We start from the raw sequence: 22,774 nt of genomic DNA on the forward strand, positions 1-22,774 counted from the left end.
AGCCTACGGGGGCGCGACGCGCCGCCCCCGACCGGCCCGACCGCGTCGGCGCAGGTCCGCGCGCGACGCTCACGCCGCCTCCACGGGGGCTGCGCGCAATCTTCTGGACGAGCAGACTTGGGAGCGTGTACAAATTGTATCCATGTACAAGTTGAAGGAGCGACGGTGCGTGCGCTGACCCGCGCCGAGGCGCGGTCCGCGATCGTCAACGTCGACCCGGCGGAGGGGAAGGTCCGCCTGCCCGGCCACTTCGACGCGCTGCGCTGGGAGGAGCTCGACTACCTCGGGTGGCGCGACCCGCGCGCGCCCTCCCGCGCGTTCCTCGTCGCGGACGTCGACGGGCGCGCGGTCGGGGCGCTCCTGCGCCAGAGCCCGAGCCACGCCGAGGCCGGCTCGCGCGCCGTGATGTGCGCCCTGTGCCGCTTCTCGCGGCGCTTCAACGAGGTCGCGCTGTTCGCGGCGCACCGGCCGTCGCGCGACCCGCGGAAGCGGCTCAGCAGCGTGGGCCTCCTGCTGTGCACCGACCTCGACTGCCACCGCAACGTCCGGACCGTCCGGTCCGGCGGTCCGCTCGACCCCCCTCCCGACGAGGTCGTGCGGACTCGTCGGGAGGGCCTGCGGGCGCGTACCGTCGCGTTCCTGCACACCCTGACCGACGGCGCCCCGACGGCGCGGACGAGGAGTCGTTGATGGCCTACCTGCCGCGCGCGGAGCGTCGGGACTCCATCGTCGCGGCAGCGGCGGCCGTCGTGCGCCGCGACGGGCTCGGCGCCGTCACCGCGCGCGTCGTCGCCGACGAGCTCGGCGGGTCGCCGGGGCAGATCCACCACCACTTCGCGTCGACCGACGAGCTCGTCGCCGAGGCGTGGCGGCGGTACGCCGACGTCGAGATCGGCGCCTTCGAGGAGGCTGCCCGCGGCCGCTCCGCCCGTGCCGCGCTCGAGCTCTTCTTCGAGGACCTGCTCGGGCCCGACGGTGACGGCCAGGCGCTCGCCCGGTGGGCGGAGGCCGGGGCGCACGCGCAGCTGCGGCCCGCCGTCGCGCGGGCGTACGTGGAGACGCTCGGGCTCCTGACCGACGTCCTGGCGGACGTCCTCGGCGACCGCGGCGACGCGCGACGTCGGGAGGCCGCGGGACGCCTGCTCATGGTCGGCGTCGGCCTCGCGGGCCTCACCCGCGTCGGCGGGGAGCGGGTCGTCCCGCCGGCGGCCGTCATGCGGTCGGCGATCGACGCGGAGACGGCCCGCGCGGACTGACCTCGTGGACCGACCGCGCGGCACCGACCGCGGACCGGGCCCGTCGCCCGCCGCCGCGCGTCAGGCCGTGCGCACCACCAGCGCACCGGGGTCGACGCGCGTCTCGATCTCGACCGCGAGGCCCAGCACGTCGCCGTCGACCTGCGCCTGCTCGCCCTCCTCGACGCGCACCCGGACCCGCCGGGCGCGCGCGTGGTCGATGCGCCCGATCTTGGCGGGCAGGTCGTTCCGCACGCCGAGGCCCTGCATGACGACCTCGCCGAAGAGCTGCGCCCACCCCACGACGCCGCCGCGCGTGTCGACCGCGGCGACGTCGAGCACGCCGTCGTCGATCACGGCGTCGGGCAGGAGCGTGATGCCGCCGGGGAGCCGCCCGCAGTTGCCGATCATGAGGGAGCGCAACCGCGCGTCGACGGGCGGCGAGTCGTCGAGCTGGATGCGGGCCCGCATGCGCCGGCCGTGCAGGTGGCGGATCCCGGCGACGAAGTAGGCGACCCAGCCGACCTTCGCCTTGAGCTCGTCGTCCGCGTCGGCGACCATCGCGGCGTCGAACCCGAGGCCCGCGATGACGAGGAAGATGTGCTCCTTGCCGGGTTCCCGGACGGGGTCGAGGGTCGTGCCCTCCACGTCCCCGGGGCCCGCGGGGTCCGCGTACCGCAGGACCGTGACCCAGCCGACGTCGATCGGGCGGTCCGACCCCGCGATGACGACGGCGAGCGCCGCGCGGGCGTCGCCCACCGGCAGGTCGAGGTTGCGCGCGAGGAGGTTGCCGGTGCCGACGGGCACGAGGCCCATCGTGCGGCCGCTGCCGACCATGCCCTCCGCGACCGCGCGCACCGTGCCGTCCCCGCCCACGGCGACGACGACGTCCGCCCCCTGGGCGAGCGCGGCGCGGGTCTGCCCGACGCCCGGGTCGGCGACCGTCGTCTCGAACCACAGCGGGTCCGGGAGCGCGGCGTCGGCGAAGGCGCGGCGCACCACGGCCTCCAGGCCGACGACGTCGGGCTTCGACGGGTTGGCGACGAACGCGACGAGCTCGCGCGGGTCGTCCTCGGGGGGCGTCTCCTCGACGGGGAGGTCCGCGCCGTGCGCGCGCCGCAGGCGCGACTGCTGGGCGCGCAGCCCCAGCGCGACGACGAGGGCCACGACGGCGACGGCGAGCGCCGCGATCGCGACCCAGAGGGTCCAGGCCATGGCGACACCGTAGCGGGGTCGTGGCTGTGGAGGACCACGACCGCTGCGCCGCCGGGTTTCGTGAGGCTGCTGGCGTGATCGACCTCCGCCTGGGGAGGACCACGACCGCTGCGCCGCTGGGTTCGTTAGGCTGCTGGCGTGATCGACCTCCGCCTCCTGCGCGACAACCCCGACATCGTCCGTGCCAGCCAGGTCACCCGTGGTGACGACCCCGCGCTGGTGGACGCCGCCCTCGACGCCGACGCGCGCCACCGCGCCGCGCTGAGCGAGTTCGAGAGCCTGCGCGCCGAGCAGAAGTCCCTCGGCAAGCAGGTCGCGCAGGCGCAGGGGGAGGAGAAGCAGGAGCTGCTCGCGCGCACCAAGCAGCTCGCCGCCGACGTCAAGGCGCGGCAGGCCGACGCGGACGCCGCGGCGGAGGAGCTGCGCGGGCTGCTGTTCCGCATCTCGAACGTCGTCGAGGGGGCGCCTCCCGGGGGCGAGGACGACTACGTCGTGCTGCGCGAGGAGGGCACGATCCGTGACTTCGCGGCTGAGGGGTTCACGCCGCGCGACCACCTGGAGCTGGGCGAGGGCCTGCGCGCGATCGACACCGAGCGCGGCGCGAAGGTCTCGGGCGCCCGGTTCTACTACCTCACGGGCGTGGGTGCGCGCCTCGAGCTCGCGCTGCTCAACGCGGCGATGGACACGGCGGTCGCGGCGGGCTTCACGCCCGTCATCACGCCGACCCTCGTGCGGCCCGAGGTCATGCAGGGCACCGGGTTCCTGGGCGCGCACGCGGACGAGATCTACCGCCTCGAGAAGGACGACCTCTACCTCGTCGGCACGAGCGAGGTCGCGCTCGCGGGCTACCACGCGAACGAGATCGTCGACCTGTCGGCCGGCCCGCTGCGCTACGCCGGGTGGAGCGCGTGCTACCGGCGCGAGGCCGGCTCGCACGGCAAGGACGTGCGCGGCATCATCCGCGTGCACCAGTTCCACAAGGTCGAGATGTTCTCCTACTGCGACCCGGCCGACGCCGCCGCGGAGCACCAGCGCCTGCTCGGCTGGGAGGAGCAGATGCTGCGCCTCGTCGACCTGCCGTACCGCGTCATCGACACGGCGGCGGGCGACCTCGGGTCGAGCGCCGCGCGCAAGTTCGACTGCGAGGCGTGGCTGCCCACCCAGCAGCGCTACCTGGAGCTCACGTCGACGTCGAACTGCACGACGTTCCAGGCGCGCCGCCTCAACGTCCGCGAGCGGGTCGAGGCGGACGGAAAGACGGAGACGCGGACCGTCGCCACGCTGAACGGCACCCTCGGCACGACGCGCTGGATCGTCGCGATCCTCGAGAACCACCAGCAGCCCGACGGGTCGGTCCGCGTGCCCGAGGGGCTGCGGCCGTACCTCGGCGGCCTCGAGGTCCTCGAGCCGGTGGTGGCGTGACGGACGCCCGGGAGACCACCGATGCGGCCGAGCCGCTGCTCGTCGCGCTCGACATCGACGGCACGCTCATGTCCTACGACCAGGAGCTGTCGGAGGACGTGCGCGACGCCGTCGCGGACCTGCGCGCCGCGGGGCACCACGTGGTGCTCGCGTCGGGCCGGTCGCTCATCGCGATGACGCCCGTCGCGGAGATCCTCGGGATCGACCGCGGCTGGGTCGTCGCGTCCAACGGCGCCGTGACCGCGCGGCTGGACCCCGACGAGCCCGACGGGTACGTCCTCGAGGACGTCGTGACGTTCGACCCGGGCCCGGCCCTGCGGCTCCTGCGCGAGCACCTGCCCGACGCGCGGTACGCCGTCGAGGACGTCGGCGTCGGGTTCCGCATGAACGAGCTCTTCCCCGACGGCGAGCTCGACGGCGTGCATCGCGTCGTCGAGTTCGACGAGCTGTGGTCCGGCGAGGTGACGCGCGTCGTCGTGCGGGCGCCGGGGTCGACGAGCGAGCAGTTCCACGAGCTCGTGGAGCGGCTCGGCCTCGACGACGTCACGTACGCCGTCGGCTGGACGGCATGGATGGATCTCGCGCCCCTCGGCGTCACGAAGGCGACCGGCCTGGAGCTCGTGCGTCGCACCCTGCACGTCCAGCCGCACCGGACCGTGGCCGTCGGCGACGGGCGCAACGACGTCGAGATGCTCCGCTGGGCGGCCCGCGGCGTCGCGATGGGCCACGCGGACGACGTCGTGCAGGCGGCGGCCGACGAGGTGACCGGCACCATCGAGGACGACGGCGCGGCGCGCGTCCTGCAGAGCCTCCTGCCCGCGCGGTAGCGCCCGGGCGCCGGGGGAGAGGCGCCCGACCGGGGCCGCACGCCTCAGGGTCGGGTGAAGGTGATCTTCCCCGCTGCGTCGCGTGCGACGGTCCCGGTGTACGAGGCGCGCACCTCGACGGGCAGGTCGCCGTCGTCCCAGAGCAGGACGGTGTACTCCGCCGTCGCCTCGTACGCCCCGTCGACGTACCGGATCTCTGGCCCGGGTTCGGCGAACCACTCCGTTCGGGAGGTCTCGCGCGCGTTCTCGACGAGCTCCGACGGGCAGGACGGACCGGCGAGGCCTTCGTCCTCGCAGGCGGCCCGCAGTCCCTCGACCGCTTCCTCCACCCCCGGCTCGACGTCGGGCCGCAGGGTCGGGGTGAACGCGAAGCCCTCGGCCACGACCCCGTCCTCCCGGACGACGTCGGGCACGTAGGCCGTGAACGACGAGCCCCGGCGCAACCCTTCGAGGAGACCGGTCGGGTCGGTGTACTCGACGGCATAGGCACCCGGGAGCAACGTGACGGGAGTGAGCTCCGCCGCCGGGTACTCGACCTGGCCGTTGACCGTCAGCGTGCCGGACACCGGCTGACCCGCACCGATCGTGTCGGCGGTGCCCAGGTCGCTGATCGTGGTGCGGTCGCCGTCGCGGGTCGTCCGGACCTCCAGGCGCACGGCGCCGTCGACGCCGTCGAGGGTGAACTCGACCGTCACGCTCGCGCCGGCCGACGAGCCGGAGGACGCCACCACGCGCGCGTCGGTGGGCCGAGCCACGGAGGCGCGGTAGAAGTCGTCGTCGACGAGATCCTCGTCGAGGTCGATCGTGGTGAGCGCCGCGGCGTCGCTCGCCCTCCCGGCCTCCAGGCTCGCGAAGAAGTCCTCGACCACCGTGACGCTCTCGGTGGTGTCGGTGTCGACCGCGCCCGGTGCGCACCCGGCGAGCACGACGGAGACGGCGAGACCGCCGGTGAGGCGGGCAGCGGCTCGCCGCCGCCGAGCGTCGCGGGGGCGGCCGGCCACCGTGGTCCGCGCCTCCCCGGAGCCTCGGTCGAGGTCGCGTCCGTGAGCGTCGTGCGTCATCCCTGCATCCTCTTCGATCGACGACGGGAACGTGGCGCCACGGCGTCAGGCGCGTCCCGGCGTCAGGCGCGTCCCGGACGGTGCGGCGGAAGGGGGCGGGTAGCGACGTCTGGCGGTGCTCGGACGTCGCTCGGCGCCCGCAGTGACGATGCCCGCCGACCCGCGGTACCGCGGCTCTACCTCGGCGGACCGGGGCTCTACCTCGGCGGACCGCGGCTCTACCTCGGGGACGGTCAGTCGCGGGGCTCGCGCGCGGTGAGCACGACGGGACCGTCCTCGGTGATCGCGACGGTGTGCTCGCTGTGCGCGCCGCGCGACCCGTCGGCGGAGCGGAGGGTCCAGCCGTCGGGGTCGGTGTAGATCTCGTCGGTGGTCTCGAGGAACCAGGGCTCGATCGCGATGACGAGGCCCGGCTTGAGCGGGAACCCGCGCTTGCGGCGGCCGTCGTTGGGGATGTGGGGCTCGCCGTGCATGGTGCGGCCGACGCCGTGCCCGCCGAAGTCGGTGTTCACCGAGTAGCCCGCGGCGTGCGCGACGTCGGCGATGGCGGCGGAGATGTCGCCGACCTTCTTGCCCGGCTGCGCGGCGGCGATGCCCGCCTCGAGCGCGCGCTCGGTCGTCTGGATGAGCCGGGCGTCCGCCTCGCCGAGCGCGCCCGCGCGCGGCGTGCCGACGACGAACGACAGCGCCGAGTCCGCGACCCACCCGTCGACGGAGGCGGCGAAGTCGATGCTCAGCAGGTCGCCGTCGCGCAGCGCGTAGTCGTGGGGCAGGCCGTGCAGCACGGCGTCGTTCACGGACGTGCAGATCACCTTGCCGAAGGGGCTCGCACCGAACGACGGGTGGTAGTCGATGTAGCAGGACTCGGCCCCGCGGTCGCGGATCATCCGGTGCGCGACCTCGTCGAGCTCGAGCAGGTTCGTCCCGACCTTCGTGGCGGCGCGCACCGTGGTGAGGACGTCGGCGACGAACCGTCCGGCGGGCCGCATCTGCTCGATCTCCCGCGGGGTCCTCAGCTCGATCATCGTGGTCCTTCCGGTTCGCAGGTGGTGGTGCCCGACGACGGCGCGGCGGGCTCGGGCGTGCCGAGCGGTGCCGAGGGCGGGCCCGACCACGATATCGGTCCCCGCGGGAGCAAGCGCTTGCATCGATCTGCTCACGATGCGGCACGGCGCCTCGCCAGGCTCCGTCCCGGCGTGGCAGCATCACCCGTCGTGGCAGGTATCGACGACGTCGCCCAGGCCGCCGGGGTGTCCACGGCGACCGTCTCGCGCGCCCTGCGCGGCCTGCCGAACGTCTCCGAGGCGACGCGCCTGCGGGTGCTCGCGGAGGCGGCGCGGCTCGGGTACGTGCCCACGCCGTCGGCGTCGTCCCTGGCGACGGGGCGGACCCGGACGATCGGCGTGCTGACCCCGTGGGTGAACCGGTGGTTCTTCGCCAACGTCATCGAGGGCGCCGAGCGCGCCCTGCGCGACCTCGGCTACGACGTGCTGCTCTACACGTTCGACGTCCGTCGCACGTCGTCGCGCCGGCGGGTCGACCCGAGCGTGCTGCGCCACCGCGTGGACGGGACGCTCGTCGTCGGGCTGCCGCTGGACGACGACGAGGTGCGCTCGCTCGTCGGGCTGGCGCGCCCGCTGGCGTTCGTGGGGTCCGGGCCGGCGGAGCAGGTCACGGTCCGGCTCGACGACGTCGCGACCGGGCGGGCGGCGACGCGCCACCTGCTGGACCTCGGGCACCGGGTGATCGGGCACGTGACCGGGGTGCCGGACCTGGTGTCGTCGTGGTCCCCGCCCGTGGAGCGCGCGCGGGGGTACGTGCGCGCGCTCGAGGAGGCGGGCGTCGTCGTGCAGCCGGACCTCGAGGTGAACGGCGACTTCGACGTCGCGGGCGGCCGCGAGTCGACCGCGGAGCTGCTGCGCCGCCGTCCGGACGTGACCGCGGTGTTCGCGGCGTCGGACGAGATGGCGATGGGGGCGATCCTCGCGGCGCGCGACCTGGGCCTGCGCGTGCCGGAGGACCTGTCCGTCGTGGGCGTGGACGGGCACGACCTCGGCGAGCTGGTCGGTCTGACCACGATCGCGCAGGACGCCTACCAGCAGGGCTTCGACGCGGCGCTCCTGCTCCTCGACATGATCAACGGTGCCCCCGTCCCCGAGAGCCTGACGTACCCGACGGAGCTCGTCCGGCGCGGTTCGACGGCGCCGCTCGCCCCGAGCGCGTAGGCCCGCCCGCGTCCCGGGCCCGCGCCGGGACGCCTCGGCACGAGCACGGTGTGGGAGCGCGACCAGCCGCACGCGGCCCGAGAGAGCGCGTACCCGGCCCGCGTGACGGAATCGTTACGCAAACTCACCTCTGCTGTGCTTGCACCCGCGGCATGCAACCGCTTGCATGGTGGGAGGGCGAGAGCGCACCCGCGCTCGCGACGTCGCGATGCGCCCGGTCCTCACCGGACCGGGGTGACGACGTCCGGACCCACGACGAGGTGGAGGCTGAGATGACCAGGACCACGAGGACCAGCGCGGCGCGTCGCCGCACGCTGGCGGTCGCCGCCGGCGGCGCGAGCCTCGCGCTCGTGCTCGGGGCGTGCAGCAGCGGGGGCGGCGGCGGGGGCGACGAGGAGTCGCCCAGCGCGGAGGTGGACTGCGCCGACTTCGAGCAGTACGGCGACCTGTCCGGCAAGACCGTCTCGGTCTACTCGACGATCGTCGACACCGAGGCCGAGCAGCAGCAGGCGTCGTACGAGCCGTTCGAGGAGTGCACGGGCGCCACGATCGACTACGAGGGCTCCAAGGAGTTCGAGGCCCAGCTCCCCGTCCGCATCCAGTCCGGCAGCGCGCCGGACATCGCGTACCTGCCGCAGCCCGGCCTCCTGCGCCGCATCGTCGCGGACTTCCCCGACGCGATCCAGCCGGTCGGCGACCAGGCCGCGGCCAACGTCGACCAGTACTACACCGAGTCCTGGAAGGAGTACGGCACCGTCGACGGCACGCTGTACGCGACGCCGCTCGGCGCGAACGTGAAGTCGTTCGTCTGGTACTCGCCGTCCATGTTCGAGGAGGCGGGCTACGAGGTCCCGACGACGTGGGACGAGCTCATGGAGCTCTCCGACCAGATCGTCGCCGACAACCCCGAGGGTGACGTCAAGCCCTGGTGCGCCGGCATCGCGTCCGGCGAGGCGACCGGCTGGCCGGCCACCGACTGGATGGAGGACGTCGTCCTGCGCACGGCGGGCCCCGAGGTCTACGACCAGTGGGTCAACCACGAGATCCCGTTCAACGACCCGCAGATCGCGACGGCCCTCGCCGCGGTCGGCGACGTGCTGAAGAACGAGGACTACGTCAACGGCGGCCTGGGCGACGTGAGCAGCATCGCGACGACCGAGTTCACCGAGGGCGGGTACCCGATCATCGACGGCCTGTGCTACATGCACCGCCAGGCCACGTTCTACCAGGCGAACTGGACGACCCTCGACCCCGACCTCGAGGTCGCCGAGGACGGCGACGTGTGGGCGTTCTACCTGCCGGGCGAGTCGGCCGACGACAAGCCGCTGCTCGGTGGCGGCGAGTTCGTCGCGGCGTTCAACGACCGTCCCGAGGTCCAGGCCTTCCACGCGTACCTGTCGAGCCCCGAGTGGTCCAACGCCAAGGCGAGCGTGACCCCGCAGGGCTGGATCAGCGCGAACAACGGTCTCGACCCCGAGCTGCTGCAGTCGCCGATGGACCAGCAGGCGTACGAGCTGCTCACGGACGAGAGCTACACGTTCCGCTTCGACGGCTCGGACATGATGCCCGCCGCCGTCGGCGCCGGCTCGTTCTGGTCCGAGATGACCGAGTGGATCGCGAGCGACAAGTCCGACCAGGCCGTGCTCGACGCCATCGAGGCGTCCTGGCCGACGTCCTGACCCGCGAGCGGCCCGGGGGCTGACGGCGCGGCGCGAGCCACGTCGTCGGGCCCCGGGCCCCGCGCGTCGACCCGGGGGCGGGGCGCCCGGGCAGGACCCGGGCGGCCCGCCCTCGGCGACCGTCCCTCGTCGTCCACCTCGTCCTCCCGGCCGCCGCCGGCCACCTCAGGAGCCTCACATGGACTGGTTGCTCGAACCCTCCGGGACGGGGGGCAAGCTCGCGGTGATGGTCGTCGCGATCCTGCTCTTCGTCGTCGTCATGGGTCTGATCCTCTTCCTCGTCGACCGGCCGAAGCGCGTGCCCGGCTGGGTCGTCGCGATCGCGTTCGCCGGGCCCGCGGTCGTCATGCTCGCGTTCGGCCTGCTGTACCCGGGGCTGCGCACCATCCGCGACTCGTTCTACAACCGCACGGGCTCCGCGTTCGTCGGGTTCGACAACTACGTCACCGCGTTCACGCGGGACGAGTTCCAGATCGTCCTGCGCAACACCGCGATCTGGGTCATCGTCGTCCCGCTCGTCTCGACGTTCCTCGGGCTGGTGTACGCGGTCGTCGTCGACCGGTCCCGCTTCGAGAAGCTCGCCAAGACCCTGATCTTCCTGCCCATGGCGATCTCCATGGTCGGCGCGGGCATCATCTGGAAGTTCATGTACGAGTACAAGCCGGCCAGCCAGCCGCAGATCGGCCTGTTCAACCAGGTCCTGGTGTGGCTCGGGCTGGAGCCGCAGCAGTTCCTGCTCAGCGCGCCGGCGAACACGTTCTTCCTCATCCTCGTGATGATCTGGATCCAGGCCGGGTTCGCCATGACGATCCTCGCCGCCGCGATCCGCGCCATTCCGGACGACATCGTCGAGGCGGCCCGGCTCGACGGCGTCGGCGGCATGCGGATGTTCCGCTACATCACGGTGCCGAGCATCCGCCCGGCCCTCGTGGTCGTCCTCACGACGATCGCCATCGGCACGCTCAAGGTCTTCGACATCGTCCGCACGATGACGGGCGGCCGGTTCGAGACGTCGGTCGTGGCGAACGAGTTCTACACGCAGGCGCTGCGCCAGGGCGAGCAGGGCCTGGGCGCCGCGCTCGCCGTCATCCTCTTCGTGCTCGTCATCCCGATCATCGTGTACAACGTGCGGCAGCTGAAGCAGGCGGAGGAGATCCGATGAGCACCCCACTGTCCGCCTCCGTGCCCGACGCCCCGCTCGTCGACGAGACCGTCGAGGAGGGCAGCGGCAAGGGCGTCGTCGCCGGCCTCGACGCGCGCGCCGACAAGGTGCGCCGCAAGGTCTCCTCGCGGCCGGCGTCGATCATCGCGATCGTGCTCGCCGTCCTGTGGACGATCCCGACGTTCGGGCTCCTCGTCACGTCGTTCCGGCCGCCGCGCGAGATCCGCCGGTCGGGGTGGTGGGAGGCGTTCGCGAACCCCGAGTTCACGGTCGACAACTACACGGATGCGCTGTTCGGCGGCTCGACGAGCTTCGCGACGTACTTCGTCAACTCCCTCGTCATCACGCTGCCCGCGGTGATCATCCCGATCACGCTCGCGTCGCTCGCCGCGTACGCGTTCGCGTGGGTGAACTTCAAGGGCCGCAACCTGCTGTTCGTCGCGGTCTTCGCGCTCCAGATCGTGCCCATCCAGGTCACGCTCGTCCCGCTGCTCACCCAGTACGTGGACTGGGGGATCGACGGCTCGTTCTGGCCCGTGTGGCTGTCGCACTCGATCTTCGCGCTGCCGCTCGCGATCTTCCTGCTGCACAACTTCATGAAGGACATCCCGCGCGAGCTCGTCGAGGCCGCCCGCGTCGACGGCGCGGGGCACGTGAAGATCTTCTTCCAGGTCCTCATGCCGCTCCTCGTCCCCGCCATCGCGGCGTTCGGCATCTTCCAGTTCCTCTGGGTGTGGAACGACCTGCTCGTCGCGCTGACGTTCGCGTCCGGCCAGGACACCGCACCCATCACGGTGCGGCTCGCCGAGCTGTCCGGCTCGCGCGGCGCGAGCTGGCACCTGCTCCCGGCGGGCGCCTTCATCTCCATGGTCGTGCCCGTGGTCGTGTTCCTGGCGCTCCAGCGGTACTTCGTGCGCGGCCTGCTCGCCGGCTCGGTCAAGGGCTGACGCCGGCCGCGGCGAGCCGGTGGCGGCGGCCCGTCCCGCACGGCGGACGGGCCGCCGTCGCACGACCGGCGTGCGACGTGCCTTGGCGGGCGCGGTCGTAGAGTCGGTCGGTGCCCACCCGAACAGCCGCCCTCGACCGCGTCCCGGCACCGGCGCTGTTCGTCGTCTCGGGCCTCACGCAGTACCTGGGCGCGGCGATCGCCGTCGGGCTGTTCGCCGTCGCCGGGGCGGTCGAGGTGGGGTGGCTGCGCATCGCGGCCTCCGCGCTGCTCCTGCTGGCCTGGCGCCGCCCGTGGCGGCGCCGCTGGACGCGGCACGACCTCGCGTGGGCCGCGGTCTTCGGGGTCGCGCTCGCCGCGATGAACCTCGCGTTCTACGTCGCGATCGACCACCTCCCGCTCGGCACCGCCGTCGCGATCGAGTTCCTCGGCCCGGTCGCGGTCGCGGCGGTCACCGGCAGCGGCTGGCGCGAGCGCGGCGCCATCGCGGTCGCGGCGGCCGGGGTCGTGCTGCTCGCCGGCGTGACGGTCGGGTCCGACCTCCCGCGCGACGACGCCGTGCTCGGCCTCGCGGCGATCGGCGTGGCCGCGGCGTGCTGGGCCGCGTACATCGTGCTCGGCCGCCGGGTCGCCGTGGGGGGCTCGGGCGTCACGTCGCTCGCGGTCGGGATGACCGTGGGCGCGCTCGCGTTCGCGCCGTTCCTCGCGCCGGACGCCGTCCCGGTGCTCGGCGACTGGCGGCACGCCCTGGCCGTCGTGGGGATCGCGCTGTTCTCGTCCGTCGTGCCCTACGCGCTCGAGCAGGTGATCCTGCGCCGCGTCAGCGCGGCGACGTTCTCGGTGCTCCTCGCGCTGCTCCCGGCGACGGCGGCCGTGGTGGGCGCCGTCGTGCTCCGGCAGGTCCCGAGCCCCCTGGAGCTGGTCGGCCTCGTGCTCGTCTCCGGGGCGATCGCCATGACCGCCGCGCGCCCGGGCGCGCGCGGGCGCGGGGAGCCGGACGACGTGCTGCCGACCGACCCCCCGCCCGCCTGAGCGGGCCCGGACCTCAGAGGTACTGGCCGGGCGAGGGGCGGCCGTCGTGCTCGTCCGGTCGCGGCTGCTGCCCCGGCATGCCGCCGGGCGCACCGGGGCCCATGGGCGGCAGCGAGCCGGGCGGGAGGGCCCGGCGCATCTGCGAGAGCTGCGCCTGCGCGGCCATCTGCTGCGCGACGAGCGCCGTCTGGATGCCGTGGAACAGCCCCTCGAGCCAGCCCACGAGCTGCGCCTGCGCGACGCGCAGCTCCGCGTCGGTCGGGACGCTGTCGTCCGAGAACGGCAGCGTGATGCGGTGCAGCTCCTCGACGAGATCCGGCGAGAGGCCCTCCTCGAGCTCCGTGAGGGACCGCTCGTGGATCTCCGCGAGCCGCGAGCGCGCCGCCTCGTCGAGCGGGGCGTCGCGCACCTCGTCGAGGAGCTTCTTGATCATGCCGCCGATGCGCATGACCTTCGCCGGCTCCTCGATGACGGTCGCCGGGTTGCGGTCGGGGTCGGTCGAGTCGTCGCTCTCGACGACGCTCACCCCCGTGCCGTCGGGCATGACCACGGTGGAACGGCCGGGCTCGTCGTCGCCCTGCGCGGTCGCCGCGGGGTCGGGAGCGGTGGGCTCGTCGGGACGGGGGTCGCGCGGTTCGTCAGCCATGGGACCAGTCTTGCGCGTGCCACCCCCGCGCGCACCGACGGGCGCCCCCGCCGTCACGGGACGAGCAGCACCTTGCCGAACACCTCGCCCGAGTCGAGCAGCTCGTGGGCGCGCGCCGCCTCGTCGAGCGGCAGCCGTGCGTGCACGACCGGCCGCACCCGGCCGTCCTCCACGAGGGGCCAGACGTGCGTCAGCACCTCGTGCACGATGCGCGCCTTCTCCTGCGGCGGCCGGGCCCGCAGCGTCGTCCCCGCCACCGTGGCCCGTCGGGCGAGGAGGAGCCCGAGGTCGAGCTCCGCGCGTCGTCCCTTCTGCATGCCGATGACGACGAGGCGCCCGCCCGTGGCGAGGACCTCGAGGTTGCGCGGCAGGTAGGCCGCGCCGACGACGTCGAGCACCACGTCCGCGCCGTGGCCGCCCGACGCGTCCCGCACCGCGGCGACGAAGTCCTCCTCGCGGTGGTCGACGGCGAGGCTCGCCCCGAGCGCGAGGCACCGGTCGGCGCGGTCGCGACCGCCCGCGGTCACCGCGACGTGCGCCCCCAGCGCGGCACCGAGCTGGACGCCCACCGTCCCGACGCCGCCCGAGCCGCCGTGGACGAGCAGCCACTCGCCGGGCGCCAGGCGGCCCACGTCGACCACGTTGCTCCAGACGGTGCACACCGCCTCGGGGAGGGCGGCCGCGTCCACGAGGTCGACGCCGTCGGGGATAGGGAGCACCTGCGTCGCGCGCACCCGTACCTGCTCCGCGTACCCGCCGCCGTCGAGCAGCGCGACCACCCGGTCGCCGACCGACCAGCCCGACACCGCGTCCCCCACGCGGGCGACCGTGCCCGAGACCTCGAGGCCCGGCCAGTCGGGTGCGCCGGGCGGCGCAGGGTAGGATCCAGCGCGTTGTAGCAGGTCAGCACGGTTCACGCCAGCGGAAGCGACGTCCACCACGAGCTCGTCCGGCCCAGGGGTCTGGTCAGGGAGCGTGGAAACCGTTAGTTTCTCAGGGCCACCGGGGCCCGATATCGTGACGCCTCGCATCTCGCCGAGACTACGCGGAGGGCCCGGGAGGCGCCGGATCACCGACGGGGGCACCGCGTGACGAGGGCGATTGTTCGTGCTCCTCGCGGATTAGGTGTCCGGGAGAAGTGCACCGATAGTTAGTACGCACGACCGGGGAGCGAGCCCGGGAGGCGCCGCTGCCACGCGCGTCGACCATGCCGCCGAACGGGTGGACCAGGTGATGGAGGCAGGTTCGTATGCTCCGCAGGTTGAGCGTCCGCGGGAAGATCCTTGCGGCACTCGCGGTGCCCGTCCTCGTCCTCTTCGCCGCCGCGGCGATCATCTCGGCCCAGGCCATCGGGACCGCGCGCGACGCGAGCCAGACGAGCGCGCTCGTCGCGGCGCTCGCGGCGCAGGACGCGGCCGGGACGGAGATCGCGGCCGAGCGCACTTACTCGTTCCTCGACGCCAACAGCACGCGCGACACGGCCGAGGAGGCCGAGGCGCAGATGATGGCGCAGCGCGAGAAGACCGACCGCGCGCTCGACGCGCGCGACCGCGCGTACGAGCGGCTCGACACGTCGGCGCTCGACCCCCGCGTGCGCAAGGCGGTGGCCGACACGATCGGTGACCGGTCCGAGCTCACCGGTGTCCGCCAGGCGATCGACCGCTCCGGCCTCGGCCAGCTGCAGCGCAACTCGTTGTACGGCGACCTCATCGACGCGGCGCTGGACGTGCCGCGCACGCTCGCGGACACCACTCCCGACCGCAGCCTCGCGCAGTACCTCGACACCTACGTGCTCCTCGACGAGCTGCTCGCCCAGCAGGCGCTCGAGCAGCCGCTGGCCGGAGCGGTGCTCCAGGCCGCGCAGGCGGGGCAGCAGAGCGACACCACCAACCAGCAGGCCGCCGTCCTCATCACCACCGGTAACTCACTCGCTGGTCGGACACGCGCCGCGGTCCGCCAGCTGCCGGGGGAGTTCCGCCTCGAGACGCCGACGGCGACCTACAACCAGATCCGGGAGAACCTCATCGGGTCGCGCCCGGCAGCCACGCCGCCCAGCCAGGCCGCGCAGTGGCCGACGCTCTCGCAGGAGGACCGCGACCAGACCGCCCCCGTGCGCGACGCCGTGCGCACCGAGACCGCGGAGAAGGCCTCGGACCTCGCCGGGGCCGCCACGACCCGCGCCGTGATCACCATCCTCGTGACGCTCGCCGCGGTCGTCGCCTCGATCCTCGTGGCGGGCTTCATCGCGCGCGCGATCGTCAACCCGCTGCGGCGCCTCACCGACGCCGCCGAGGACGTCCGTGAGCAGCTCCCGAAGCTCGTCGAGCAGGTCGCCGTCCCGGGCCAGGGCCCGGGCATCGACCTCGCGCCGATCACCGTCGAGTCCAGCGACGAGGTCGGCCAGCTCGCGACCGCGTTCAACGACGTGAACCAGACCACGATCAAGGTCGCCCGCGAGCAGGCCGCGCTCCGCGGCTCGATCGCCGAGATGTTCGTCAACGTGGCCCGCCGCGACCAGGTGCTCCTCAACCGCCAGCTCGCGTTCCTCGACGACCTCGAGCGCTCCGAGGAGGACGCGGGCACGCTGTCCAACCTCTTCCGCCTCGACCACCTCGCGACCCGGATGCGCCGCAACGCCGAGTCCCTGCTCGTGCTCGCGGGCATCGACTCGGGCCGTCGGGTGCGCCAGCCGATGCCGGCCTCCGACGTCATCCGCACCGCGTCCTCCGAGATCGAGCTGTACGACCGGGTGCGCCTCAACCTCGTCGTCGACCCGCTCATGCTGGGGCACAACGCGCTCAACGCGGCGCACCTGCTCGCCGAGCTCCTCGAGAACGCGACGATGTTCTCGGAGCCGCACACGCCCGTCGAGGTCACCACCGGCCGTGACGCGGACTTCGTGCACATCACCGTCCGGGACCACGGTCTGGGCATGACGGCCGAGGAGATCGCGGAGGCGAACCGCAAGGTCGCGACGCACGCGGCCTCGGACGTCGTCGGCGCCCAGCGCCTGGGCCTGTTCGTGGTCGGCCGCCTCTCGGAGCGGCTCGGCGCCAAGGTCCGCTTCAGCGCCGGGGGCGACGAGCAGGGCACCGAGGTCGTCGTGTCCTTCCCGGCGGTCCTCTTCGTCCCCGACTCGAACGTCCCGCTCCCGCAGCCGACGGACCCGCTGGAGACGAGCACCCAGGCCGCCGCGCAGCAGCTCACGAGCACGGGCGTGATGCCGGCGCTCCCCGCCGAGCCCGCCGCTCCCGCCCCCGCCCCGACGACGTCCGTCGCGGCCGTGGAGCCCGAGGCCCCCGCCGCCGTGCCGGTCGACCTCGACGCGCTCACCGACGGGACCACGCAGACGGGCATGCCGCGCCGTCGCTCCCGCACGGTCGACCCGGCGGCGGCCGCGCCCAGCGCGTCGTTCGCGTCGGGCCCGCAGACGGGCGCCATCGTGCTCCCGCCGCTCGCGACCCCGGCACTCCCGGACGAGCTGCCCGCCGCGGACGAGGCCTGGACCCCGCCCGCGGAGGTGGCTCCCGCCGCGTCGGCGCTCCCGAGCCGGTCCCGTGCCGCCACGACCCCGGTCGAGCCCGTCTCGGCCGAGATCCCGGTGCTCGACGTCAGCACCCGCAGCGCGCTCTTCTCGAGCTTCCGCCCCGTGGGCGAGCGGCCGGTCACCGAGAACCCGGTCGAGCTGCCGGTCGCGCCGGACGTCACGGCGACCGACATCCCGCTGGTGAGCGACGTGCCGACGGCCGAGGCCGCCGTCCACCACGAGGTCGTCTGGACCCCGCCGGAGGTCGCGGAGCAGCCGGCCGCCGCGAGCGCGGCGACGGGCACGGAGCAGGCCTGGGCGCCCGAGCAGGCCTGGGCCCCGGAGCAGCCCGCCGAGCAGGCGTGGACCCCGGAGCAGCCCGCCGAGCAGGCGTGGACGCCGCAGCAGCCCGCCGAGCAGACGTGGGAGCCCGAGCCTGCGCAGGAGACCGCGTCCGCGGGCTGGGCGCCGTCGTCGTTCGCCGACGCGCCGCTCGACGCGACCCGCGTCGTCCCGCCCGTGGCGCCGCAGCCCGAGCAGCCCGCGGCCGAGCGCGCGCCGCTCGCCGACCGGAGCCAGGCCGCGACCGAGGTCCGGCCCGTGGCGCCCTCCGCCCCGGAGCAGACGGACGTCCCGGTCGTGGCCGAGGGCCGTGCCGCGGACGGTGCCGAGGAGATCCCCGCCGAGCTCTCGTTCGAGGCGCTTCCCCGCTTCGAGGAGCTCATGGCCGACCTCCCGACGCGCCGATCGCTGCGCGAGAGCCAGGCGCGCAAGCGCGGTCTCTTCGGGCGTCGTCCGCGGACGACCGCCACGCCGCAGGCGACGCGACCCGCCGGCCCCTCGGCGGAGGCGCTCGCCTCGCGCCCGGCGGTCTCGACGCCGGCGCCGGCACCGGCGGCGGCCGCACCCGCGGCGTCGAACCCGGTGGCACCTGCGCCCGCGGCGCCCGCCCCGGTCCAGGGGGCCCCGGCCGCGCGGCAGGAGCCGGGCGCGCCGGCACGCACGTCCGCGTTCGCGCCGCGCGCCGACCTCCCTGCTGCGCCCACGCCGTCCTTCGCCCCCGAGGCGCCGGCGGCCCCGGTGCAGGAGACGCGGAGCCTCCCCCCGGTCCAGGACGACCCGTACCCCGCGGTCCGACCGTCCGCGCCCGAGCCGGCCCCCGCCGCCGCGTGGGACGCCGCTCCCGCCAGGGACGCGGCGTCGGGCTACGGTCCGCCGAGCCCGCTCGCCCGGCGCCCGGTCGCGGAGTCCCTCGAGCCGCTGGACGCGGGCTACGTGTCCGACTCCGTCGAGGCGCGGTCGGACTGGATGGCGTCGGCGGTGCTGTACGAGGAGATGTCCACCCTGCTGCAGGGCAGCACCGATTTCCAGGAAGCGACCTTGGCGGACCCGAACGACGGCATCTACCAGCCGCTCAAGGTCGACGCCGCGGCGTCGGGCCTCGCGCGACGCTCGCGCGGCGAGGAGCGCGACGGGTACGTCGACCGCTTCACGGCGCGGATCGACCGCGACCCGGAGCAGCTGCGGGCGCGCCTGTCGGCGTTCCAGTCGGCGACCGCCCGCGGGCGTGTCGAGGGGCAGGACGAGACGAGTTCGACGTGGAACCCCGAGGCCATGGATTATGTCCCTGATTCAGCGCCGCAGGCGCGGTGACGACATGCCGTCTGCGGCAACTGACGAGGAGGAACAGTGAACGCGCTCAGCACCGAGGCCACGAACTTCGGGTGGCTGCTCGACAACTTCGTGCGGACCGTACCGGGCAGCCGGCACACGCTCGTGGTGTCGGCGGACGGCCTGCTCATGGCGATGTCCGACCAGCTCGACCGGACGAGCGGTGACCAGCTCGCCGCGATCGTCTCGGGCATGTCGAGCCTGACCCGCGGTGCGGCCCGCCAGCTCAACGGCGGGAACGTCCGGCAGGCCATCATCGAGATGGACAACGGGTTCCTGTTCCTCATGAACGTGTCGAACGGCTCCGTCCTGGGCGTGGTGGCCGAGGCGAACTGCGACATCGGCCTCATCGGCTACGAGATGGCGCTCCTCGTCTCGCGCACGGAGGCGACCCTGACGCCGCAGCTCATCTCGGAGATGCGGGGTAGCCTTCCGGTCGACGGTGCGACCCGAACCCCGGTGGGATGAGGACTGATCGATGACGAACGTACCTTTCGGCAGCATGGGAGCCCACGACGGGTACGAGGCGGCGACCGTCCGCCCGTACGCGGTGACGGGTGGTCGCGTGCGGTCCGCCACGTCCGACCTCCCGCTCGAGGCGCTCGTCGAGGTCATGCCGGGTGCCGTGAACAGCTTCGGGCTGCCGCCCGAGAAGCGCTCGATCCTCCAGCACGCCGCGCACACGTACGTCTCGATCGCCGAGCTCTCCGCGCTCCTGCGCCTGCCGCTCGGCGTGACGAAGGTGCTCGTCGCGGACCTGCAGGAGGACAACTACATCACCGTCCACACGTCGACCCCGCTCAACGTCCACACGGGTCACGGCAGCAACCACTCGGGTCTGTCCCTGAGCGTCTTGGAGAGTGTTCTCAATGGCATTTCCACCCTCTGACGGCTCGGGGAGCGGGCCGCAGGCAGGGCAGCCGTCCGGGGCGAGCGGGGGTGCGCCCGGCGGTCAGCCGGCGCTGCGCCAGACGGCGTGGGCTCCGGTGAGCGCCCCCGTCGGCGTGCCGACCCAGGCGGCTCCGGCGACGCCCGGCCAGCCTGCGGCACCGCAGCAGCCGGCCGCGGCCCAGCCCGTCGCTCCGGCGGCGCCGCAGCCGGCGGCACCGCAGCCCGTTGCGCCGGTGGCACCGCAGCCCGCGACGGCTCCGGCCGCACCGCAGCCGGTCGCCCCTGCTCCGGCCGCCGCGCAGCCCGCCCCCGCTCCGGCCGCCGCGCAGCCCGCCCCGGCTCCGGCCGCCGCGCAGCCGTCCCCGGCCGCCGCGCAGCCTGCGTCGGCTCCCGTCGCGCAGGCCGCGGCCCAGCCGCGCACCGCGCCGCAGCCCCTGGCTGCCGCGCAGCCCGTGGCTCCCGCTCAGCAGGCGCCTGCTCAGCAGGCGCCCGCTCAGCCGGTCGCCCCGGTGCAGCAGGCGGCCCCCGCGCGCCCGGTCGCGGCAGCGCCCGTGGCTCCGCCCGCCGCGGCGGCGCAGCCCGGGGGCGCGGCGGCGTCCCGGACCGCGCCGACGGTCGTGAAGATCGTCGTCGCGGGCGGCTTCGCCGTCGGCAAGACGACGTTCATCGGCTCGATCTCGGACGTCGAGCCGCTCAACACCGAGGCCGCGATGACGGAGCACTCGGTGGGCGTCGACGACGCGGGCGGCGTGTCCGACCGCAAGACGACGACGACCGTCGCGATGGACTTCGGCCGCGTCTCGCTGCCGGGCAACCTGTGGCTCTACCTGTTCGGCACGCCGGGCCAGGACCGCTTCCTCTTCATGTGGGACGACCTGGTCCGCGGCGCGATCGGCGCCGTCGTGCTCGTCGACACCGACCGCCTGGAGCAGTGCTTCCCGGCGATCGACTACTTCGAGTCGCGCAACATCCCGTTCGTCGTGGGCGTCAACTGCTTCGACGGCGTGGCCAAGCACAAGCTCGAGGACGTCCGCGAGGCGCTGCAGATCCCGCCGCACGTGCCGATGCTCTACACGGACGCGCGCTCGCGCGCGGCGACGAAGCAGACGCTCATCGCGCTCGTCCAGCTCGCGATGCGCCAGCTCCGCGGCGCGGCCTGACCGCTCCCGCACCCCGCGCCACCGCACGACGGCGGGCCGCCCTCCACGGGTCGGCCCGCCGTCGTCGTGCACGGGCGGGGCGTGCCACAATGGCTCGCCGGGAGGGCTGACAGAGCGGCCTAATGTGACGGTCTTGAAAACCGTTGTGCGGCGACGCACCGGGGGTTCGAATCCCTCGCCCTCCGCCAGTCGTGCCGTCAGGCCGGGTCGGGAGCCGTGCTCCGTCCCGGCCTGACGCGCGCCGGGCGCAGTGCTGCCGGGGCGTGCGCCGGGACCAGCGGGTGCCGCGGTGCCACCGGGTCCAGCACGGCGTACGCACCGCCGAGCGGCGGGCGCACGTCCTCGTCCCCCGCGTTGGGCCAGAGCGCACAGGCCCGTTCCGCGAGCGCCGTGATCGTGAGCGACGGGTTCACCCCGAGGTTCGCGCTCACCGCGGACCCGTCCATGACGTGCAGGCCGGGCTGACCGTGGACACGGTGGTACGGATCGATCACACCCGTCCGCGGCGAGGCGCCGATCGCGCACCCGCCGAGGATGTGGGCCGTCATCGGGACGTCGAAGGGCTCGCCGACGGTCCCTCCCGGCATGCCGCCCATGCGCCGGGCCATGCGGCGCGCGGCGTCGTTCCCGGCCGGGATCCAGGTCGGGTTGGGCGCGCCGTGCCCCTGGCGGGACGTGAGGACCTTGCGGCCGAGGAACCCGCGCCGCAGTGAGGTGGTGAGCGAGTTGTCGTGGCTCTGCATGACGAGCGCGATGATCGTCCGCGACGACCAGCCGCGCAGGTCGGCCATCGCCGGCAGGTCCCGACGCCGGCGCCACAGCTCCCGCATCCAGGTGCGCCACCTGCCCGGGCCACCGTCCGTGAGGACGGTCTGGAGCAGCCCCATGGCCCCCGACCCCTTCCCGTACCGCACGGGCTCGACGTGGGTCCGGGCGTCCGGGTAGAACGACGACGTGATCGCGACGCCGCGCGAGTAGTCGGGTGCGTCGGACCGTCGCTGGTGGTCGCGACGCCGGACCGTGGCGCCGAGCAGGGCCTCGGAGTTGGTGCGCGTGAGGTGTCCCAGTCGCTCGGAGACCCCCGGCAGGCGTCCCGAGTCCCGCATGGCGTGGAGGAGTCTCTGCGTGCCCAGCGCCCCCGCGGAGAGCACGACGTGTCGTGCCGTGTAGCGCCGCCGTCCTGCCCAGGGGCGCCCCGAGCGATGGGCGAGGACCTCGTGCACGACGCCGCCCGCGCCGTCGGGCACGGGCCGCACCTCGGTGACGGTCGTGAGCGGCAGGACCTGGGCGCCGCCGCGCTCGGCGAGGTAGAGGTAGTTCTTCACGAGCGTGTTCTTCGCCCCGACCCGGCACCCCGTCATGCACGCGCCGCACTCGGTGCAGCCGCGCCGCTCGGGCCCGGCCCCGCCGAAGTAGGGGTCGGGGGCGGTGACCCCCGGCTCCCGTGTCCCGCCTCGGCCGAAGAACACACCGACCGGCGCCTTCACGAAGGTGTCGCCCACCCCGGTCTCGCGGGCCACGTCCTCCAGGACGTCGTCCGCGGGGGTGCGTCCGGCGTAGGTGGTCACGCCGAGCATCCGGCGCGCCTGGTCGTACCAGAGCGCCAGCTCGGACCGCCAGTCGGCGACGTCGGCCCAGGCGGGGTCCGTGAAGAAGTCGTCGAGCGGCTCGTACAGCGTGTTCGCGTACACGAGGCTGCCGCCGCCGACACCGGCGCCGGCGAGGACGAGCACGTCGCGGAGGCGGTGGATGCGCTGGATCCCGAAGCACCCGAGGGCGGGTGCCCACAGGAACGACCGGAGACGCCACGACGTGCGGGGGAGCTCCTCGTCGGTGAAGCGGCGGCCCGCCTCGAGGACGCCGACGCGATAGCCCTTCTCGGTGAGGCGCAGGGCGGCGACGCTGCCGCCGAACCCCGAGCCGACCACCAGCACGTCGAAGTCGGTCGGGACGCGCGGGCCACCGCGCCCGGGTACGTCGGCGGGGGCGGTGCGGGGGACGTCGGCGGCCATGGGCAGACGGTACGCCACGACGGCGCGGGGCTCTGGCCGGGAGGTCCGGGACCTTCGGCGAGTG

The 22,774-nt window shown here is 74.2% G+C and carries 19 protein-coding genes and 1 tRNA gene; 14 read left to right on the forward strand and 6 right to left on the reverse strand.

Going from position 1 to position 22,774, the window contains the following annotated elements; translation table 11 throughout:
- The first annotated feature begins 165 nt into the window (after positions 1-165).
- Together ACPCUX_RS11755 and ACPCUX_RS11760 are read left to right on the forward strand one after the other, a co-directional pair.
- Positions 166-690, forward strand: coding sequence for an FBP domain-containing protein (locus tag ACPCUX_RS11755; RefSeq protein ID WP_085386688.1), 525 nt, complete (start codon positions 166-168; stop codon positions 688-690).
- Entirely contained in the window at positions 690-1,256 is a 567-nt protein-coding gene (locus tag ACPCUX_RS11760) for a TetR family transcriptional regulator (RefSeq protein WP_222123557.1), read from the forward strand. The genes ACPCUX_RS11755 and ACPCUX_RS11760 overlap by 1 nt, the downstream gene beginning before the upstream one ends.
- 60 nt (positions 1,257-1,316) lie before the next feature.
- On the opposite strand, the gene ACPCUX_RS11765 is transcribed toward ACPCUX_RS11760, so the two are convergent.
- A complete protein-coding gene (locus ACPCUX_RS11765) occupies positions 1,317-2,450 on the reverse strand; it encodes a diacylglycerol/lipid kinase family protein (protein ID WP_396049490.1) in 1,134 nt (377 codons plus the stop codon).
- Positions 2,451-2,588: 138 nt separating this feature from the next.
- Between ACPCUX_RS11765 and serS the strand changes: the two genes are divergently transcribed.
- On the forward strand, positions 2,589-3,872 hold the full coding sequence (gene serS, locus ACPCUX_RS11770) for a serine--tRNA ligase (RefSeq protein ID WP_423388814.1): 1,284 nt from the start codon (positions 2,589-2,591) through the stop codon (positions 3,870-3,872).
- Entirely contained in the window at positions 3,869-4,699 is an 831-nt protein-coding gene (locus ACPCUX_RS11775; RefSeq protein WP_255437965.1) for an HAD family hydrolase, read from the forward strand. Before serS ends, ACPCUX_RS11775 begins: the two co-directional genes overlap by 4 nt.
- Positions 4,700-4,743: 44 nt before the next feature.
- On the opposite strand, the gene ACPCUX_RS11780 is transcribed toward ACPCUX_RS11775, so the two are convergent.
- Positions 4,744-5,760: a hypothetical protein gene (locus tag ACPCUX_RS11780; protein ID WP_034652566.1), complete on the reverse strand. Its 1,017-nt coding sequence runs from the start codon at positions 5,758-5,760 to the stop codon at positions 4,744-4,746.
- A 233-nt stretch (positions 5,761-5,993) separates the two neighbouring features.
- Positions 5,994-6,785, reverse strand: a complete 792-nt coding sequence (gene map, locus ACPCUX_RS11785; protein WP_021482979.1) for a type I methionyl aminopeptidase — start codon at positions 6,783-6,785, stop codon at positions 5,994-5,996.
- 189 nt (positions 6,786-6,974) lie between these two features.
- Here map and ACPCUX_RS11790 point away from each other — a divergent pair, with 189 nt between their 5' ends.
- The 5 genes from ACPCUX_RS11790 (at position 6,975) to ACPCUX_RS11810 (ending at position 12,804) form a co-directional block, all read left to right on the forward strand.
- On the forward strand, positions 6,975-7,985 hold the full coding sequence (locus tag ACPCUX_RS11790; protein ID WP_034652570.1) for a LacI family DNA-binding transcriptional regulator: 1,011 nt from the start codon (positions 6,975-6,977) through the stop codon (positions 7,983-7,985).
- A gap of 272 nt (positions 7,986-8,257) precedes the next feature.
- Positions 8,258-9,664, forward strand: coding sequence for an ABC transporter substrate-binding protein (locus tag ACPCUX_RS11795; protein WP_085386685.1), 1,407 nt, complete (start codon positions 8,258-8,260; stop codon positions 9,662-9,664).
- A 178-nt stretch (positions 9,665-9,842) separates the two neighbouring features.
- The gene (locus ACPCUX_RS11800; protein WP_074805176.1) at positions 9,843-10,826 is read left to right on the forward strand and encodes a carbohydrate ABC transporter permease; all 984 of its coding nucleotides are present in this window, start codon (positions 9,843-9,845) and stop codon (positions 10,824-10,826) included.
- A complete protein-coding gene (locus ACPCUX_RS11805; RefSeq protein WP_021483010.1) occupies positions 10,823-11,773 on the forward strand; it encodes a carbohydrate ABC transporter permease in 951 nt (316 codons plus the stop codon). The genes ACPCUX_RS11800 and ACPCUX_RS11805 overlap by 4 nt, the downstream gene beginning before the upstream one ends.
- A 110-nt stretch (positions 11,774-11,883) precedes the next feature.
- Positions 11,884-12,804, forward strand: a complete 921-nt coding sequence (locus ACPCUX_RS11810; protein WP_144721345.1) for an EamA family transporter — start codon at positions 11,884-11,886, stop codon at positions 12,802-12,804.
- Positions 12,805-12,817: 13 nt separating this feature from the next.
- Here ACPCUX_RS11810 and ACPCUX_RS11815 read toward each other — a convergent pair whose 3' ends face one another.
- Positions 12,818-13,450: a bacterial proteasome activator family protein gene (locus tag ACPCUX_RS11815; protein WP_043655284.1), complete on the reverse strand. Its 633-nt coding sequence runs from the start codon at positions 13,448-13,450 to the stop codon at positions 12,818-12,820.
- Positions 13,451-13,503: 53 nt separating this feature from the next.
- On the reverse strand, positions 13,504-14,481 hold the full coding sequence (locus ACPCUX_RS11820; RefSeq protein ID WP_423388815.1) for an NAD(P)H-quinone oxidoreductase: 978 nt from the start codon (positions 14,479-14,481) through the stop codon (positions 13,504-13,506).
- 230 nt (positions 14,482-14,711) lie between these two features.
- On the opposite strand from ACPCUX_RS11820, the gene ACPCUX_RS11825 reads away from it, so the two are divergent.
- From ACPCUX_RS11825 to ACPCUX_RS11845, 5 genes are all read left to right on the forward strand, one after another.
- Positions 14,712-18,629, forward strand: coding sequence for an ATP-binding protein (locus tag ACPCUX_RS11825; protein ID WP_423388816.1), 3,918 nt, complete (start codon positions 14,712-14,714; stop codon positions 18,627-18,629).
- Between the two features lie 36 nt (positions 18,630-18,665).
- The gene (locus tag ACPCUX_RS11830) at positions 18,666-19,115 is read left to right on the forward strand and encodes a roadblock/LC7 domain-containing protein (protein ID WP_021483502.1); all 450 of its coding nucleotides are present in this window, start codon (positions 18,666-18,668) and stop codon (positions 19,113-19,115) included.
- A gap of 10 nt (positions 19,116-19,125) precedes the next feature.
- On the forward strand, positions 19,126-19,536 hold the full coding sequence (locus ACPCUX_RS11835; protein ID WP_021483501.1) for a DUF742 domain-containing protein: 411 nt from the start codon (positions 19,126-19,128) through the stop codon (positions 19,534-19,536).
- 553 nt (positions 19,537-20,089) lie between these two features.
- Positions 20,090-20,698 (forward strand): GTP-binding protein, encoded by a 609-nt coding sequence (locus tag ACPCUX_RS11840; RefSeq protein WP_043657559.1) that lies wholly within the window; start codon positions 20,090-20,092, stop codon positions 20,696-20,698.
- 100 nt (positions 20,699-20,798) lie between these two features.
- Positions 20,799-20,886 (forward strand) — tRNA-Ser (locus ACPCUX_RS11845).
- A gap of 9 nt (positions 20,887-20,895) precedes the next feature.
- On the opposite strand, the gene ACPCUX_RS11850 is transcribed toward ACPCUX_RS11845, so the two are convergent.
- Positions 20,896-22,710: a GMC oxidoreductase gene (locus ACPCUX_RS11850; protein WP_423388817.1), complete on the reverse strand. Its 1,815-nt coding sequence runs from the start codon at positions 22,708-22,710 to the stop codon at positions 20,896-20,898.
- Positions 22,711-22,774: the final 64 nt, after the last annotated feature.

Origin of the sequence: Cellulosimicrobium sp. AB352 (assembly GCF_049538415.1) — a bacterium.
Classification (GTDB): domain Bacteria; phylum Actinomycetota; class Actinomycetes; order Actinomycetales; family Cellulomonadaceae; genus Cellulosimicrobium; species Cellulosimicrobium funkei.